Raw genomic sequence first — 14,437 nt, 5'->3', positions numbered from 1 at the left:
TCTCAAGAAAGGCTGGGGTGGCGGCCGGCCCGTCATTTGGCTAGCCACACAGCAGAGATGAAAAAAGCGCTTATCGTCCGTCATGTGCCGCGTGAAGGAGCGGCGGGGTATCTCCAGCCGATCGAGGCCGCAGGCTATGAGATCGAACGGATTGATGTCGCCAGCTCCGATTTCCTTGATGCCGACCTGTGCACGCCCGACCTGCTCATCATGATGGGCGGTCCGATGGGCGTCTATGAACAGGACATCCATCCCTGGATTCCCCACCAGATCGAAAAGCTGGCCGCCCGGCTGGAGCAGGACCTGCCTACATTGGGCGTGTGTCTGGGCAGTCAGATGATCGCGGCGGCGCTCGGCGCCCGCGTCTATCCCGGCGGTCGGATGGAACTGGGCTTTGCGCCGGTCACGCTGAACGGGGCAGGGGCCGACTCGCCGCTGCGTCATCTTGACGGCGTGCCTGTGCTGCACTGGCATAGCGACACTTTCGACTTGCCCGCCGGGGTCGATCTGCTGGCGTCAACGACCAGCTATGCGCATCAGGCTTTCCGCCGCGGCCGCAATCTGCTGGCGCTGCAATTCCATGCGGAAATGGGTGAGGACCCGCGTTTCGAGGATTGGCTGACCCATTTCTGGGCCGATCTCGACATCGCCCGGCAATGCGGCATTGCCCTGCGGCAGGATCATGTCGACCATGGCCCCGGCGCCGTCGCGGCGGGACGAGCCATGATCGGAGAATGGCTGTCAGGGCTGGACGTTTAAAACTCGACTTCCAGTTCCTCGACCTCGTCCTTTTCCTTTCGCGCGGCGTCGATCCACTCGCGCATCAGGTTCCAGTCATTGCTGAAATTGCAATAAGCGGCCGATTTGGCGGACAGGGGCACCGCATAGGTCAGGAAACGCTGCGCCACCGGAGCGAACATCGCGTCCGCGACGGTCGGCCTTTCCCCGAACAGCCAGGGCCCGCCATAGGCGTCCAGACATTCGGTCCAGATTTCCTCGATTCGCTCGATGTCGGGCTTGGCGCCGGAGAAAACCGGGAATTTCTCGTGCCGGACCTTCAGGTTCATCGGCAAGGCGGAACGCAGGTTGATGAAACCCGAATGGATTTCCCCCGATACCGACCGGCAATGGGCGCGGACGATGCGATCTTCCGGATAAAGCCCGACATGGGGATAAAGTTCGTGCAGATATTCCGCGATTGCGAGCGTATCCCAGACGCTTGCGCCCTCATGGGTCAGGCGCGGCACCAGTACCGACGGCGACAAAAGCAGCAATTCCGCCCGGTTTTCCGGATCGTCGAGCGCGATCGTCTTTTCGGACACCTGCAATCCCGCGAGGCGGCACAACAGCCATCCCCGCAGGGACCAAGAGGAATAAGTCTTGCTGGAAATGGTCAATTCCGCGACGGTCATGGCAATCCTCCCGCTTCGTCTTACTTTTCCATCAATCATGATGCGGTGCAATATAGAAAAGCTGTATAACGACCGTACAACGGGCCGAATCGGCACCGACAGAGATCAAGGTGCGTTTAAATAGATGATGATGCTGTACAGCGGCTACCAGGCCTGGAATGACATGCTGGCCCCCGCGCGTTTCGGCGCGCAGATCGCCTTGTCCTACAGGGATAAAATCGGCCCGATGGCGAATTGGGCCATGCCCCGTCGCATGTTCGCCCTGATGGACGTGTTCCAGGGTGCGAAGCTGACCCATCATCGTCCTGCCTATGCGATTCGCCCCGTCGAAACCGGCAACGCGCTGGCGCCGGTGCGCGAGGAGGTGGTGCTCGACATGCCCTTCGGCAATCTGCTGCATTTTGCCAAGGACGATGTCGAAACCGCCCAGCCCAAGATATTGGTGGTGGCGCCGATGTCCGGCCATTTCGCGACCTTGCTGCGCAACACGGTCCAGACGCTGCTGCGCGACCATGACGTCTATATCACCGACTGGAAGAATGCGCGAGATGTGCCGCTCAGCGCCGGTCGTTTCGGGTTCGACGATTATGTCGACTATATCATCGCCTTCATGCAGGAATTGGGGCCGGGATCGCACCTTGTCTCTGTATGTCAGCCCTGCGTGCCCGCCATGGCGGCCGTTTCGCTGATGTCGGAGGATAAGGACCCTGCGACGCCGCGCTCCATGACGCTGATGGGCGGCCCGATCGACACGCGGGCGGCCCCCACGGTCGTCAATGAACTGGCCAATGAACAATCGCTGAAATGGTTCGAGGACAATCTGATCAGCATGGTGCCGATGCGCTATGCGGGCCGGGGACGGCGGGTTTATCCGGGCTTCCTCCAGCTTTCGGCCTTCATGTCGATGAACATGGACCGCCACGGCGCGGCGCATCGTGAACTCTATCAGCTTCTGGCCGACGGCAAGCAGGTTGAGGCCGACAAGATCAAGACCTTCTATGAGGAATATTTCGCGGTCCTCGACATGACGGCTGAATTCTACCTTGAGACGGTGGACAAGGTGTTCCAGCGCACCCTGCTGGCAAAGGGCGAACTCACCTATCGCGGGCGGAAGGTCAATCCGGGCGCGATCCGCAGCACCGCGCTGCTGACCGTCGAAGGTGAGAAGGATGATGTCTGCGCCGTTGGTCAGACCGCTGCCGCCCATGCGCTTTGCACCAGCCTGCGCCCGCATCTCAAGCGTCATCATCTCCAGCCCGGCGTCGGCCATTATGGCGTGTTTTCCGGCAGCAAATGGGAAAAGCAGGTCTATCCGCAGGTGCGGAACATGATCCTTGCGATGAACTGATCTCCTCCTTCTCCCCATGGGGAAGGTGTGGGGAGGGGATTTACGCTTCCGGTCGGGTCCATATCCACGTCCCGCCGATCAGCGCGGCGGCAATAGGGATCAGGCACCAGGGCAAGGGCGAGAAGATCAGCGCCAGCACCGCGCTGAACGCAAAGGCGGCCAGCGCAGCTTTCTTGCCTCTCCGGCTGATCGCGCCGCTTTCCCGCCAGCGCCGTATATGCGGCCCGAAATGGCGATGCTCCAACAGTCGCGCCTCCATCGCCGGGCTGGAGCGCGCAAAGCAGAAGGCGGCCAGGATCACGAATGGCACGGTCGGCAGCAGCGGCAGAAACGCGCCGATCGCACCCAGGCCGAGGGAGAGAAAGCCGGAGAACAGGTAGAAATGCCGCATCAGGCCGTCGGCAATCGCAACCGCACCAGCACCCCGCCCAGATCCTCGCTCTCCTCCAGCCCCACCGACCCGCCGTAGATTTCCGCGACATCCCGCACGATGGCGAGGCCAAGCCCCGTGCCGGGCTTCCCCGAATCGAGCCGTACGCCCCGGTCGAAAATGCGCGTGCGATCCGCTTCGGCTATGCCCATGCCGTCATCCTCGACCAGTATCTCGATCATCGCGCCCTTGCGCCCGACTGTCGCGAACACGCTGCCGCCGCCGTATTTGGCGGCATTTTCAACCAGATTGCCCAGCATTTCGTCTAGATCCTGCCGCTCGACCCGGACGGCGGCGTCCTTGACGCCGTCCATGTCGATCCGCACGTCGGGATAAAGCCGCTGCACCGCGCGCTCGACCGCATCCAGGCTGGGCCAGACCTCCGCCCGGCTTTGCGCCGCGCCGCGCCGCCCGACGGCGCGAGCGCGAGCGAGGTGATGATCCACCTGCCGCCGCATCGTCGTCGCCTCGCGGATCACCGTGTCGCCCAGATCCGGCGACTGCGCCGTCGCGGCGTTCATGATGACGGTCAGCGGCGTCTTCAGCGCATGGGCGAGGTTTCCGGCATGGGTCCGCGCTTCCTCCGCCTGCCGCTCATTATGGGCGAGCAGGGCGTTCAGTTCCTCGACCATGGGCAGCACTTCGGCGGGCATCGGCTCGGTCACGCGGTTCTTCTCGCCCGCCCGCATCCGCACAATCTCATGCCGTACCTTGCGCAGGGGGCGCAGGCCATAGATGGTCTGGAGCGTCGCCAGCACGATCAGCCCCAAAGCCAGCAAGGCGAAGCTTTCGAACAGGGTCGATCGCAGCGTCTTGATCTGCGCGTCCAGCCCTTCGCGCGCCTGCGCCACCATGAACATCCAGCGCGTTTTCGATCCCGGCAGGATGATGCTGCGCTCCATGACGCGCAGGTCCTCGCCGGGGAACTGGTTGCTGTCGTAGATGTGGGGGGCGTCGTCCTGATGGTTCGGATTGACCTTCAGCGCCCGGTCCCAGAGCGAGCGCGACCGCCAGTCCTCATGCCCCTGACCGCTGATCTGGTAATAAATGCCGCTATTGGGCTCCAGAAAGCGCTGGTCGGCGGGTTCGCGATTGAACAGTACCTCGCCATCCGGCCCGATTTCCGCCGATGCGATCATGGCGGTCAGGACATAGTTCATCCCGTCGTCGAAATTGCGCGTGATCGCGTTCGTCAGCACCCGGTCGAGCGCCAGCCCGCCACCCAGCAGCAGCAGGCTGATCCACAGCGCCGCAATGCCGATCATGCGGCGGCTGAGCGACCCTGTGGAGCGAACCTGGGAAGGAGAATGGGGATCGGTCATCGCGGGGCGCCGGAACCTCGGCCCCGATTATCGCCCCGGTTCGTCGAGACTGTAGCCCAGGCCGCGAATCGTCGTGATGACGTCCGCGCCCAGCTTCTTGCGGATGCGCGTCACGAACACTTCGATGGTATTGGAATCGCGGTCGAAATCCTGATCGTAGATATGCTCGATCAGTTCGGTGCGGCTCACCACCTTGCCCTTGTGATGGAGCAGATAGGACAGCAGCTTATATTCCTGTGCCGTCAGCTTCACCGGCTCGCCCTTCAGCGTCACCTTGCCCGACCGCGTGTCCAGCCGCACGTCGCCCGCGATCAGTTCGCTCGACGCGTTGCCCGATGCCCGGCGAATGAGCGCGCGCAGGCGGGCGATCAATTCCTCGCTCTGAAACGGCTTGGCGAGATAATCGTCGGCACCCGCGTCCAGCCCGGCCACCTTGTCCGACCAGCTGTCGCGCGCCGTCAGCACCAGCACGGGAAAGCCGCGCCCTTCCTTGCGCCAACGGTCCAGCACGGTCAGTCCGTCAATGGTCGGCAGGCCAAGGTCCAATACCACCGCGTCGTAATTTTCCGTGGAGCCGAGGAAATGCCCGTCCTCGCCATCGTCGGCAAGGTCCACGGCATAGCCCGCGCCTTCCAGCGTGTTGCGGAGCTGCTGCCCCAGGCTGGGTTCATCTTCGACGATCAGCAGACGCATATGGCTCCGTTTCTTTTCTGTTGCTCTTATGGCGCCGTTCAGCGCGCCCAGCCGATTATATCGCCCGTGCGACCGTCCGCATCAACCCATACCACCTTGCCGTCCTTCACATATTTCAGGCGATAGCGGTTGGAGGAGGGGTTGAACTCGCTGCCCAGATAGGTGGCGCCCCCCATGGCGGCATCGACCCGGCGTTTGATGACGGAAAAGGGCATGACCTGCCCGTCCAGCATGGCGCGGCGGGCGGCATCCTGCTCGTCACGCTGACCGCTGGCATAAGCAGCGGGATTCGTGACGAAAACCGCCGCCATGGCGCCAAGGCCCGCAAGGAATTTCAACGGCATCATTCGCATGACCTTGGCATAGCGGTGCACCATTGAACAGGTGGTGAATGGGTTGGAGGGGGAGGCGGTGCCTCCCGTCCGCTTATTTCCACAACCCCAGCAGCAGGGCGAAGAAGCCGCGCTCGTCCGCCGCCTTCGTCACCCTGGGCGCGCCATAGCCCCGGCATTCCAGACAATCCGCCCGCACGCCAGCGCCATTCACCAGTGCCCGCACGTCCGACAGCGCCTGCAAGGCCCAGTTGCGCTGCACCATTGCCTGCCGTCCCAGCAGGTCGCGGCCGACCAGACCGTTGGGGGCGCCCGCATCGTCGTCTTCCTCGCGCTCCATGATCGACTGGACGAACTGTGCGAACTTGTCCGGTTCCTTCGCGATGCGATAGGGGCGGGCCTTGGCCGGATCGATCTTCGCCAGCTTCGCGGCCTCGGCAATCGCGTCTTCCAGCCCGCCGAAGCGATCGACCAGCCCGATCTGCCGTGCCGTGCCGCCATCCCAGACGCGGCCCTGCGCGATGGCGTCGATCTGCTGCGGTGTCCTGCGCCGCGACTGGGCGACCAGACCCACGAAGCGGCCGTAAATATCCTCTACCCCCATCTGCATGATCCGGTCGAATTCCGGCGTCGTGCCGCCGACGACATCTGGCTGACCCGACAGCGGCGTGGTCTTCACGCCATCGGTGGTCACGCCGATCTTCGCCAGCGTGCCCTCAAAGCTCGGGATGATGCCGAACACGCCAATGGAGCCGGTGATCGTGTCAGGCTCGGCAAAGATCACGTCGCCCGGCGTCGATACCCAATAGCCGCCGCTGGCCGCGACATTGCCCATGGACACCACCACCGGCAGCCCATCCGACTTGGCGGCCATGATGGCGCTGCGGATTTTTTCCGACGCCATCACCGATCCGCCCGGCGAATCGACCCGCACCACCAGCGCCTTTAGATTCTTTTCCGCCAGCGCCTTGCGCAGCAGCGCCGAAATCGTGTCGCCGGCGGCCGTTCCCGGTCCCGCCTCGCCATCGACAATGTCTCCGGCCACGGTCAGCACGCCGATATGGCCGCCATTGGCGGGCTTATGCGAGCGCATGTAATTTCTAAGGTCGATGGTCGCGAAGCTTCCGGCCTTGTCATCCGGCGCGTCGCCAGCGACCTGCGCCACGCGCGCTCCAAAAGCCGCTGCATCGCCCAGCTTGTCGACCAGCCCGGCGTCCAGCGCCGCCTTGGCCAGATTGCCGCCCGCACCCTGCGCCGCTGCCGCCGGATTGCTGACATAGGCGGCCAGCTTCGCCTTCGGCCGTGCCTTGGCGACTTCCTGCTGCCAGTCTTCCCACAGCGCATTGGCCAGCGCCTGATTGGCCTGTTTCGCTTCGGGCGACTGGCCCGTCCGCGTGAACGGCTCGACAAAGCTCTTATAGGTGCCGACGCGATAGACATGGGTGTTGACGCCCAGCTTGTCGATCAGGCCCTTATAATAGAGGCCCGATCCACCGCGCCCGATGATCGCGACGCCGCCCAGCGGATCGACCCAGCTTTCGGTCGCATGGGCCGCCAGTTGGTAGCTGTCGTCGCTGTAGATGGTGGCATAGGCAAAGACCGGCTTCTTCGCCGCACGGATTGCGTCCAGCGCCTTGCCGACCCGCGCCAGCGCCACCTGACCGCCGCCCATGAAACCGTCCAGATTCAGCACGACCGCCTTCACCCGCCGGTCGTCCTTTGCGGCATCCAGCGCGGCGACGATGTCGGCCAGCCCATATTCCCTGGCCTTGTCCTTCGAGCCGGTGAGCAGCGCCATCGGATCGACGTCCGATGGCTGCTCGACGAGGGTGCCGTCCAGCTTCAGCAGCAACGCGCCGCTGCTCACGCTCTGGGCGGGCTTGGGCGACCAGGACAAGGCGGCGTAGAGCAGCCCGAAGAAGCCCAGCAGGAACAGCAGCACCAGCCCGTCCTTGATCGCGACCAAAATGCGCCACGCGCCCTTCACAAAAGCCAAGATGCTGCTTCCTCTTCTTGCTCTGCCCAAGGGCTATCCCATCGACGGACCGACTGCAATGTGGGAGGAAGTGGGACCTGCACAAGCTTGCGCCCATATTTTCCGGCGCTATGGGAGGGCGCAATTCTGGTTTCTCTTGCAGGAGACACGCTTCATGCCCACGCTCGTCCTTATTCGCCACGGTCAATCCTCGTGGAACCTTGAAAACCGCTTCACCGGCTGGTGGGATGTGGACGTGACCGAAAAGGGCGCTGAGGAAGCACGCGCCGCGGGTCGCCTGATGGCGGAAAAGGGGCTGGATTTCGACCAGTGCTACACCTCCGTCCAGACCCGTGCGATCAAGACGCTGAACCTCGCGCTGGAGGAAATGGGCCGTCTTTGGTTGCCGGTCGAGAAGGACTGGCACCTGAATGAGCGTCATTATGGCGGTCTCACCGGCCTCAACAAGGCGGAGACGGCGGCCAGGCATGGTGACGATCAGGTGAAGATTTGGCGCCGCAGCTTCGACACGCCCCCGCCGCCGCTGGATGCGGGCAGCGAGTTCGACCTGTCGAAGGACCGCCGCTATGCGGGCATTGCGATCCCCGCGACGGAATCCTTGAAGGACACCATCGCCCGCGTGCTGCCCTATTGGGAGGCGCGCATCGCCCCCGACCTCAAGGCTGGCAAGCGCGTCCTGATCTCCGCCCATGGCAACTCGCTGCGTGCGCTGGTGAAGCACCTCTCGAACATCCCCGATGACGAGATCACCGAACTGGAAATCCCGACCGGCCAGCCGATCGTCTATGAACTGAACGACGATCTGACGGCGAAGGATCGTTATTATCTGTCGGAACGTTGATCGCGCTCCTCACGGATTGAACCGAAATCCCGCATTGCCCCTTGGCGGTCCTCCCGCTAAGGGGCTTTGCTTTCCGCACTATCAGGGAAGTGCCAAGCAAAATGACCGGGGCAACCGAAGCCGCGACCGTCGGCATCATCATGGGCAGCCGATCCGACTGGGAAACGATGCGCCACGCCTCCGAAACGCTGGAAGCGCTGGGCGTCCCCCATGAATGCAAGGTCGTTTCCGCGCACCGCACCCCGCAGCGCCTCTATGACTATGCCACCGGCGCCGTGGCGCGTGGCCTGAAAGTCATCATCGCGGGCGCGGGCGGCGCCGCGCATCTTCCCGGCATGACTGCCTCCATGACCCGTCTGCCGGTTCTGGGCGTGCCGGTCGAATCCAAGTCGCTGAAGGGCATGGACAGCCTGCTCTCCATCGTCCAGATGCCCGGCGGCATCCCCGTGGGCACGTTGGCCATTGGCAAGCCCGGCGCGATCAACGCCGCGCTGTTCGCCGCCTCGATCCTCGCCACCACCGATGCAGCGCTGGCCGAGCGTCTCGACGCATGGCGCGCCAAGCAGACCAACGACGTAGCGGAAACCCCCGAATAAGATGACCACGATCCCGCCCGGCTCCACCATCGGCATACTCGGCGGCGGCCAATTGGGCCGCATGATCGCGATCGCCGCCGCGCAGCTTGGCTACCGCACGCACATCTACGCCCCGGAAACGAGTGGTCCCGCCGCTGACGTCTCCCCCCGCTGGACGCAGGGCGCCTATGAAGATGCCGACGCCCTCGCGGCTTTCGCGGACAGCGTCGATGTCGTCACCTATGAATTCGAGAATATCGACCCCTCGGCGGTCGAAGTTCTCGCCACCCACGGCCTCGTCCGTCCCGGCGCGCAGGCGCTGCGCGTCGCACAGGACCGTCTCGCCGAAAAGCGCTTCGTCTGCGATCTGGGTGGCCTGACCGCGCCCTTCGCTCCGGTCGAAAGCCTCGACGATCTCGAAGAAGCGCTGGACCAGATTGGCAGCAAGGCGATCCTGAAAACCAACCGCATGGGCTATGATGGCAAGGGGCAGGCGCGCCTTTCCGATCCCGGCGACGCGGTCGGCGCCTGGAACGCCATCGGCCGCCAGAGCGCCATCCTTGAAGGCTTCGTGATCTTCGCGGAGGAGTTTTCCGTTATCCTCGTGCGTGGCGCCAATGGCGAAATCCGTTTCTGGGACAGCGCCGCCAATGTCCACACGGACGGCATCCTCGACACCTCGACGGTCCCTGCCGGCGCCCTGATCGAAGGGCAGGTCGCGCAGGCCCGCGCCCTTGCTTCGAAGGTTGCCGACGCGCTCGACTATGTCGGTGTCCTGACGCTGGAATTTTTCGCAAGCGCTGACGGCCCGGTGTTCAACGAAATGGCCCCGCGCGTCCATAATAGCGGCCACTGGACGATCGAAGGCGCGCTCACCAGCCAGTTCGAAAATCATGTCCGCGCCATTTGCGGCCTGCCGCTGGGCGACACCAGCCTCGCGGCAACAAAGGTCGAGATGCACAACCTTATCGGCGATCAGGCCAATGACTGGCAGCAGATCCTGTCCGACCCGGCCAATCATCTGCACCTCTACGGCAAGCATGAAGCTCGCCCCGGCCGCAAAATGGGCCATGTAACCCGCCTCACGCTGTGACCGAAACGCCCGAAATCGTCCTGATCCTCGCCCGCGCCGACAATGGCGTGATCGGCAGGGACGGCGATCTGCCCTGGCGTCTGCCCGCTGATCTCAAGCATTTCAAGGCGCTCACCCTCGGCCAGCCGATGATCATGGGCCGCAAGACTTTCGACAGCCTGCCCGGCTTGCTCCCCGGCCGCCGTCACATCGTCCTGACCCGCGATTCAGGCTGGGCAGGGAAGGGCGCCGAACCCGCAGCCACGCCAGAAGCCGCGATCACGCAAGCGAACGCTCCCGGCATCGCGGTTATAGGCGGCGCGGAAATCTACCGGCTCTTCCTTCCCCTCGCGCACCGTATCGAACTCACCGAAGTCCATATCGACGCGGAAGGCGACACCCACATCGCCTATCCTGATCCCGCCGACTGGCAGGAAACCGCCCGTGAGGACCATGCTGCACTGGACGGCCGCCCCGCCTACAGCTTCGTCACCTTCCGCAGAGCCGCGCATTGCCAGCGGCCTGACGCGCCCCTATAGCCCCCTCATGGAGCGCCTGCATAGCAGCGACCCGATCCCCGCCCATCTGCGCGGGTGCATCATGGCGCTGGGAAATTTCGACGGATTCCACGCAGGCCATCAGGCCGTGGCAGGCCGCGCCATCGACCGCGCCCGCGCGGAAGGCCGGCCCACCATCATTGCGACCTTCGACCCGCACCCGATGCGCCTGTTCCGCCCGGACACGCCATGGTTCCGCCTGACGACGCTGGACCAGCGCGAGCGCCTCTTCGCGAAGGCAGGCGCCGACGCGATGCTGGTTTTCGACTTCACCCGCGACCTGGCGTCGCTCGATCCCGAGGGCTTCGTCCGCCTGCTTGCCGATTGGGGTGTGGCGGGCGTTGTCACGGGGCAGGATTTCACCTTCGGCAAGGACCGCGCCGGCTCTATCGAAACGCTGAAACAGCTTGGCGAGACTATTGGACTCACCGCCGAAGCCGTCGCTCCGGTGACGGGCGAAGGCGGGGAAATCATCTCCTCCACCCGCATCCGTGAAGCCCTTCGATCCGGCGATTGCGCCACCGCGACCCGTCTGCTGACCCGCCCCTTCACCATCGAGGGCGTCGTTCAGCATGGCGACAAGCTCGGCCGCACCATCGGCTTCCCGACCGCCAATATCGACATGGGCCATTATCTGCGCCCGGCTTATGGCATTTACGCCGTCCGCGCGCTGCTGCCGGACGGGCGCGTCCTTGACGGCGCCGCCAATCTCGGCATCCGCCCCAGCTTCGATCCGCCCAAGGAATTGCTGGAGCCGCATTTTTTCGATTTCGCGGAAAATCTCTACGACCAGCGGATCGAGGTCCAACTGATTCACTATCTCCGCCCCGAAGCGAAGCTCGATGGCCTTGATGCGCTCATGGCCGCCATTGCCAAGGATTGCGACGATGCGCGGCAAATCCTTGCGGGAACGCCACACCTCGCCTAATGCCGCGCGGTTGAATTAACTCGCGCGGACCCCGATGACCGACCAGCCAGATTATAAGAGCACTGTTTTCCTTCCCGTCACCGACTTCCCGATGAAAGCGGGGCTGGCGCAGAAGGAACCGGCCATTCTCGCGCGCTGGGAGGAAATGGACCTCTACGGCAAGCTGCGCGAGCGGCGGAAGGGCCGCGAACGCTTCATCCTCCACGACGGCCCGCCCTATGCCAATGGCGACATCCATATGGGCCATGCGATGAACAAGGTGCTGAAGGACATCATCGTCCGCAGCCAGTCGCTGCTCGGCAAGGACGCGCCCTATGTGCCCGGCTGGGACTGCCACGGTCTTCCGATCGAATGGAAGATCGAGGAGGAATATCGTAAGAAGAAGCAGAATAAGGACGAGGTTCCTGCGCAGGAATTCCGCGCCGAATGCCGCGCCTATGCGGACAAATGGGTCGGCGTGCAGAAGGAGCAGTTCAAGCGCCTTGGCGTGATGGGCGATTGGGACGATCCCTATCTCACCATGAAGTTCGACGCCGAAGCTACCATCGTCGGCGAGCTGCTGAAATTCGCGGAAAGCGGTCAGCTCTATCGCGGCGCCAAGCCCGTCATGTGGTCCCCGGTCGAAAAGACCGCGCTGGCCGAGGCGGAAGTGGAATATGAGGACATTGTCTCGACCCAGATCGACGTGGCGTTCGAGATTGTCGAAGCGCCGAACGCGCCGGAACTGGTCGGTGCGCATGCGGTGATCTGGACGACGACGCCCTGGACGATTCCGGTCAATCAGGCTTTGGCCTATGGGCCGGAAGTCGATTACGTGCTGCTGGAAGGCGAGGGGCGGAAGTTCATCATTGCCGAAGCCCTGATCGGTGCGTTCAAGGAGCGCTCGGGCCTCGTTCACGCCCAGCCGCACAAGCATTTCAAGGGCGCAGCCTTGGCTGGAGCCGTGGCCCGCCATCCGATGCACGCCCTCGGCGGCTTTTTCGCCAAGCCGCGCCCGCTGCTCGCAGGCGATTTCGTCACCATCGATGCGGGCACTGGCCTCGTCCACATGGCGCCCGACCATGGCGAAGACGACTTCGCGCTCTGCAAGGCGAACGGCATCAACCCGGTCTTCGCCGTCGAGAATGACGGCAAATATCGCGAAGACTGGCTCTGGCTTGGCGGTCAGGGATCGGTCATCAACCCGAAATTCGTCGGCAAGGACGGCCCGATCTGCACCGACCTGCGCGAAGCAGGCGGACTTCTGGTGGCTTCCGACGACTTCAGGCACAGCTACCCCCACAGCTGGCGCTCCAAGGCGAAGATCATCTTCCGCTGCACCCCGCAATGGTTCATCCCCATGGACCAGCGCCAGCCGGGCGCCGTGGTTGAAGCGGGCGAGGGCATCCTTCCGACGCCCATCGTCACCAACGAACCGACCCTGCGCGAACTGGCGGTCGACGCGATCGAGCGCACCCGCTGGGTGCCGGAACGCTCCATCAACCGCATCCGCTCAATGGTGGAGGGCCGCCCGGACTGGGTGATCTCCCGCCAGCGCGCCTGGGGTGTCCCCATTGCGCTCTATGTCCATCGCAAGACTGGCGAATATCTTGTTGATAAGGCAGTCAATGATCGCATCATTGAGGCGTTCAAGGGCGCTGGCGCCGACGCCTGGTTCGGCGCCGATCATCAGGCGCTGCTCGGGGCCGATTACGACCTCAACGACTATGAGGTGGTGAACGACATTCTCGACGTCTGGTTCGACAGCGGCTCGACCCACAGCTTCGTGGTGGAAGGCCGCTATGGCGAAGGCGCTCGCGCCGACCTTTATCTGGAAGGCTCCGACCAGCATCGCGGCTGGTTCCAGTCCTCCCTGCTCGAAAGCAGCGGCACCCGCGGCCGCGCGCCCTATGACGCCGTCCTCACCCACGGCTTCGCGCTGGACGGGCAGGGGCGGAAGATGTCGAAGAGCCTCGGCAATGTCGTCGATCCGCTCAAGGTCATCGCCGAAAGCGGCTCCGATATATTGCGCGTCTGGGTCGCCAGCACCGACTATTTCGATGACGTCCGCATCGGCAAGGAAGTGCTGGCCGGTTCGTCCGATGCCTATCGCAAGCTTCGCAATACTTTCCGTTACTTGCTTGGCGCTCTTTCCGATTTTTCTGAAGAGGAAAAGCTGCCCGTTTCGGAAATGCCGGAGCTGGAGCGTTACATGCTCCATCTGTTCGCCAAGCTCGACGCCGACCTCAAGGGCGTGGTCGACAAGGCGGCGGGCAGCGAGAATTGGCTCGAATTCAGCCGCTACACCCGCGCGCTGATGGACTTTGCGAACAGCGACCTGTCGGCCTTCTTCTTCGACATCCGCAAGGACTGCCTCTATTGCGATGCGAAGTCGGACCCCAAGCGCCGCGCTTATCGCACCGTACTCGACACGTTGTTCCACGCTCTGGTTCGCTATGCCGCGCCGATCATCCCCTTCACCGCTGAGGAAGTGTGGCAAAGTCGCTATCCAAACGCTGAAGAAAGCGTCCATTTCCTCGAATGGCCGAAGGTCGATGCGCATTGGGCCAATGACGGCCTTGGCGACAAGTGGACGGAACTGCGTGACCAGCGCGATCAGGTCAACGAAGCCATCGAACCGCTCCGCCGCGAAAAGATCGTCCGCTCCAGCCTGGAAGCCGACGTCACCCTGGGCGAAATGCTGGCGACAGGCGGCGTTGATTTTGCGGAGATCGCCATCGTCGCCCGCGTAGAAATGGGCAAGGGTGATGGCATAGAGGTCAAGCCCAGCGACTGGCACAAATGCGGCCGCTGCTGGCGCCTGCTGCCGGAGGTGGAGGAAGACGGCACGCTCTGCAATCGCTGCGACGAGGTGCTGGAGGCCTGACGCGAAAGGGCCTGTCCTACAGGCCCTTCTCTGCGCTATAGCCCGCGACGTCGTTTTCGCGCCTG

General features: G+C 63.6%; 14 protein-coding genes. 8 read left to right on the top strand and 6 right to left on the bottom strand.

All coding sequences use genetic code 11. The features are described from left to right. The first annotated feature begins 57 nt into the window (after positions 1-57). On the top strand, positions 58-759 hold the full coding sequence (locus HUK73_RS07820; RefSeq protein WP_176591401.1) for a glutamine amidotransferase: 702 nt from the start codon (positions 58-60) through the stop codon (positions 757-759). Here the strand turns inward: HUK73_RS07820 and HUK73_RS07815 are convergent. Then, entirely contained in the window at positions 756-1,412 is a 657-nt protein-coding gene (locus tag HUK73_RS07815) for a glutathione S-transferase (protein ID WP_176591400.1), read from the bottom strand. The genes HUK73_RS07820 and HUK73_RS07815 overlap by 4 nt on opposite strands. Before the next feature lie 124 nt (positions 1,413-1,536). Between HUK73_RS07815 and HUK73_RS07810 the strand changes: the two genes are divergently transcribed. Then, on the top strand, positions 1,537-2,760 hold the full coding sequence (locus tag HUK73_RS07810) for a polyhydroxyalkanoate depolymerase (protein ID WP_176591399.1): 1,224 nt from the start codon (positions 1,537-1,539) through the stop codon (positions 2,758-2,760). Between the two features lie 40 nt (positions 2,761-2,800). Here HUK73_RS07810 and HUK73_RS07805 read toward each other — a convergent pair whose 3' ends face one another. The 5 genes from HUK73_RS07805 to sppA all read right to left on the bottom strand — a co-directional run bounded on the left by HUK73_RS07805 (position 2,801) and on the right by sppA (position 7,533). Then, positions 2,801-3,154 carry a YbaN family protein gene (locus HUK73_RS07805; RefSeq protein ID WP_176592866.1) on the bottom strand — a complete coding sequence of 118 codons (354 nt, stop codon included), beginning with the start codon at positions 3,152-3,154 and terminating at the stop codon, positions 2,801-2,803. Continuing rightward, positions 3,151-4,455, bottom strand: coding sequence for a HAMP domain-containing sensor histidine kinase (locus tag HUK73_RS07800; protein WP_176592865.1), 1,305 nt, complete (start codon positions 4,453-4,455; stop codon positions 3,151-3,153). Before HUK73_RS07800 ends, HUK73_RS07805 begins: the two co-directional genes overlap by 4 nt. Before the next feature lie 84 nt (positions 4,456-4,539). Continuing rightward, on the bottom strand, positions 4,540-5,205 hold the full coding sequence (locus HUK73_RS07795) for a response regulator transcription factor (RefSeq protein ID WP_150290403.1): 666 nt from the start codon (positions 5,203-5,205) through the stop codon (positions 4,540-4,542). Between the two features lie 38 nt (positions 5,206-5,243). Next, complete coding sequence (locus HUK73_RS07790) at positions 5,244-5,582, bottom strand: hypothetical protein (protein ID WP_176591398.1); 339 nt, start codon at positions 5,580-5,582, stop codon at positions 5,244-5,246. Positions 5,583-5,631: 49 nt separating this feature from the next. Beyond that, a complete protein-coding gene (gene sppA, locus HUK73_RS07785) occupies positions 5,632-7,533 on the bottom strand; it encodes a signal peptide peptidase SppA (protein ID WP_176591397.1) in 1,902 nt (633 codons plus the stop codon). Between the two features lie 154 nt (positions 7,534-7,687). Here sppA and gpmA point away from each other — a divergent pair, with 154 nt between their 5' ends. From gpmA to ileS, 6 genes are all read left to right on the top strand, one after another. Then, the gene (gene gpmA / locus HUK73_RS07780; RefSeq protein WP_176591396.1) at positions 7,688-8,374 is read left to right on the top strand and encodes a 2,3-diphosphoglycerate-dependent phosphoglycerate mutase; all 687 of its coding nucleotides are present in this window, start codon (positions 7,688-7,690) and stop codon (positions 8,372-8,374) included. A gap of 101 nt (positions 8,375-8,475) precedes the next feature. After that, complete coding sequence (gene purE / locus HUK73_RS07775) at positions 8,476-8,970, top strand: 5-(carboxyamino)imidazole ribonucleotide mutase (RefSeq protein WP_176591395.1); 495 nt, start codon at positions 8,476-8,478, stop codon at positions 8,968-8,970. Position 8,971: 1 nt separating this feature from the next. Then, on the top strand, positions 8,972-10,042 hold the full coding sequence (locus HUK73_RS07770; RefSeq protein ID WP_176591394.1) for a 5-(carboxyamino)imidazole ribonucleotide synthase: 1,071 nt from the start codon (positions 8,972-8,974) through the stop codon (positions 10,040-10,042). Beyond that, complete coding sequence (locus HUK73_RS07765) at positions 10,039-10,560, top strand: dihydrofolate reductase (protein WP_176591393.1); 522 nt, start codon at positions 10,039-10,041, stop codon at positions 10,558-10,560. The genes HUK73_RS07770 and HUK73_RS07765 overlap by 4 nt, the downstream gene beginning before the upstream one ends. 7 nt (positions 10,561-10,567) lie before the next feature. Next, the gene (locus HUK73_RS07760; protein WP_176592864.1) at positions 10,568-11,506 is read left to right on the top strand and encodes a bifunctional riboflavin kinase/FAD synthetase; all 939 of its coding nucleotides are present in this window, start codon (positions 10,568-10,570) and stop codon (positions 11,504-11,506) included. Between the two features lie 34 nt (positions 11,507-11,540). Then, positions 11,541-14,372 (top strand): isoleucine--tRNA ligase, encoded by a 2,832-nt coding sequence (gene ileS / locus HUK73_RS07755; protein WP_176591392.1) that lies wholly within the window; start codon positions 11,541-11,543, stop codon positions 14,370-14,372. The last annotated feature ends 65 nt before the right edge of the window (positions 14,373-14,437 follow it).

Source organism: Sphingobium sp. EM0848 (assembly GCF_013375555.1).
Taxonomy (GTDB): Bacteria; Pseudomonadota; Alphaproteobacteria; order Sphingomonadales; family Sphingomonadaceae; genus Sphingobium.
This window is presented reverse-complemented; position numbering and strand designations above follow the sequence as displayed.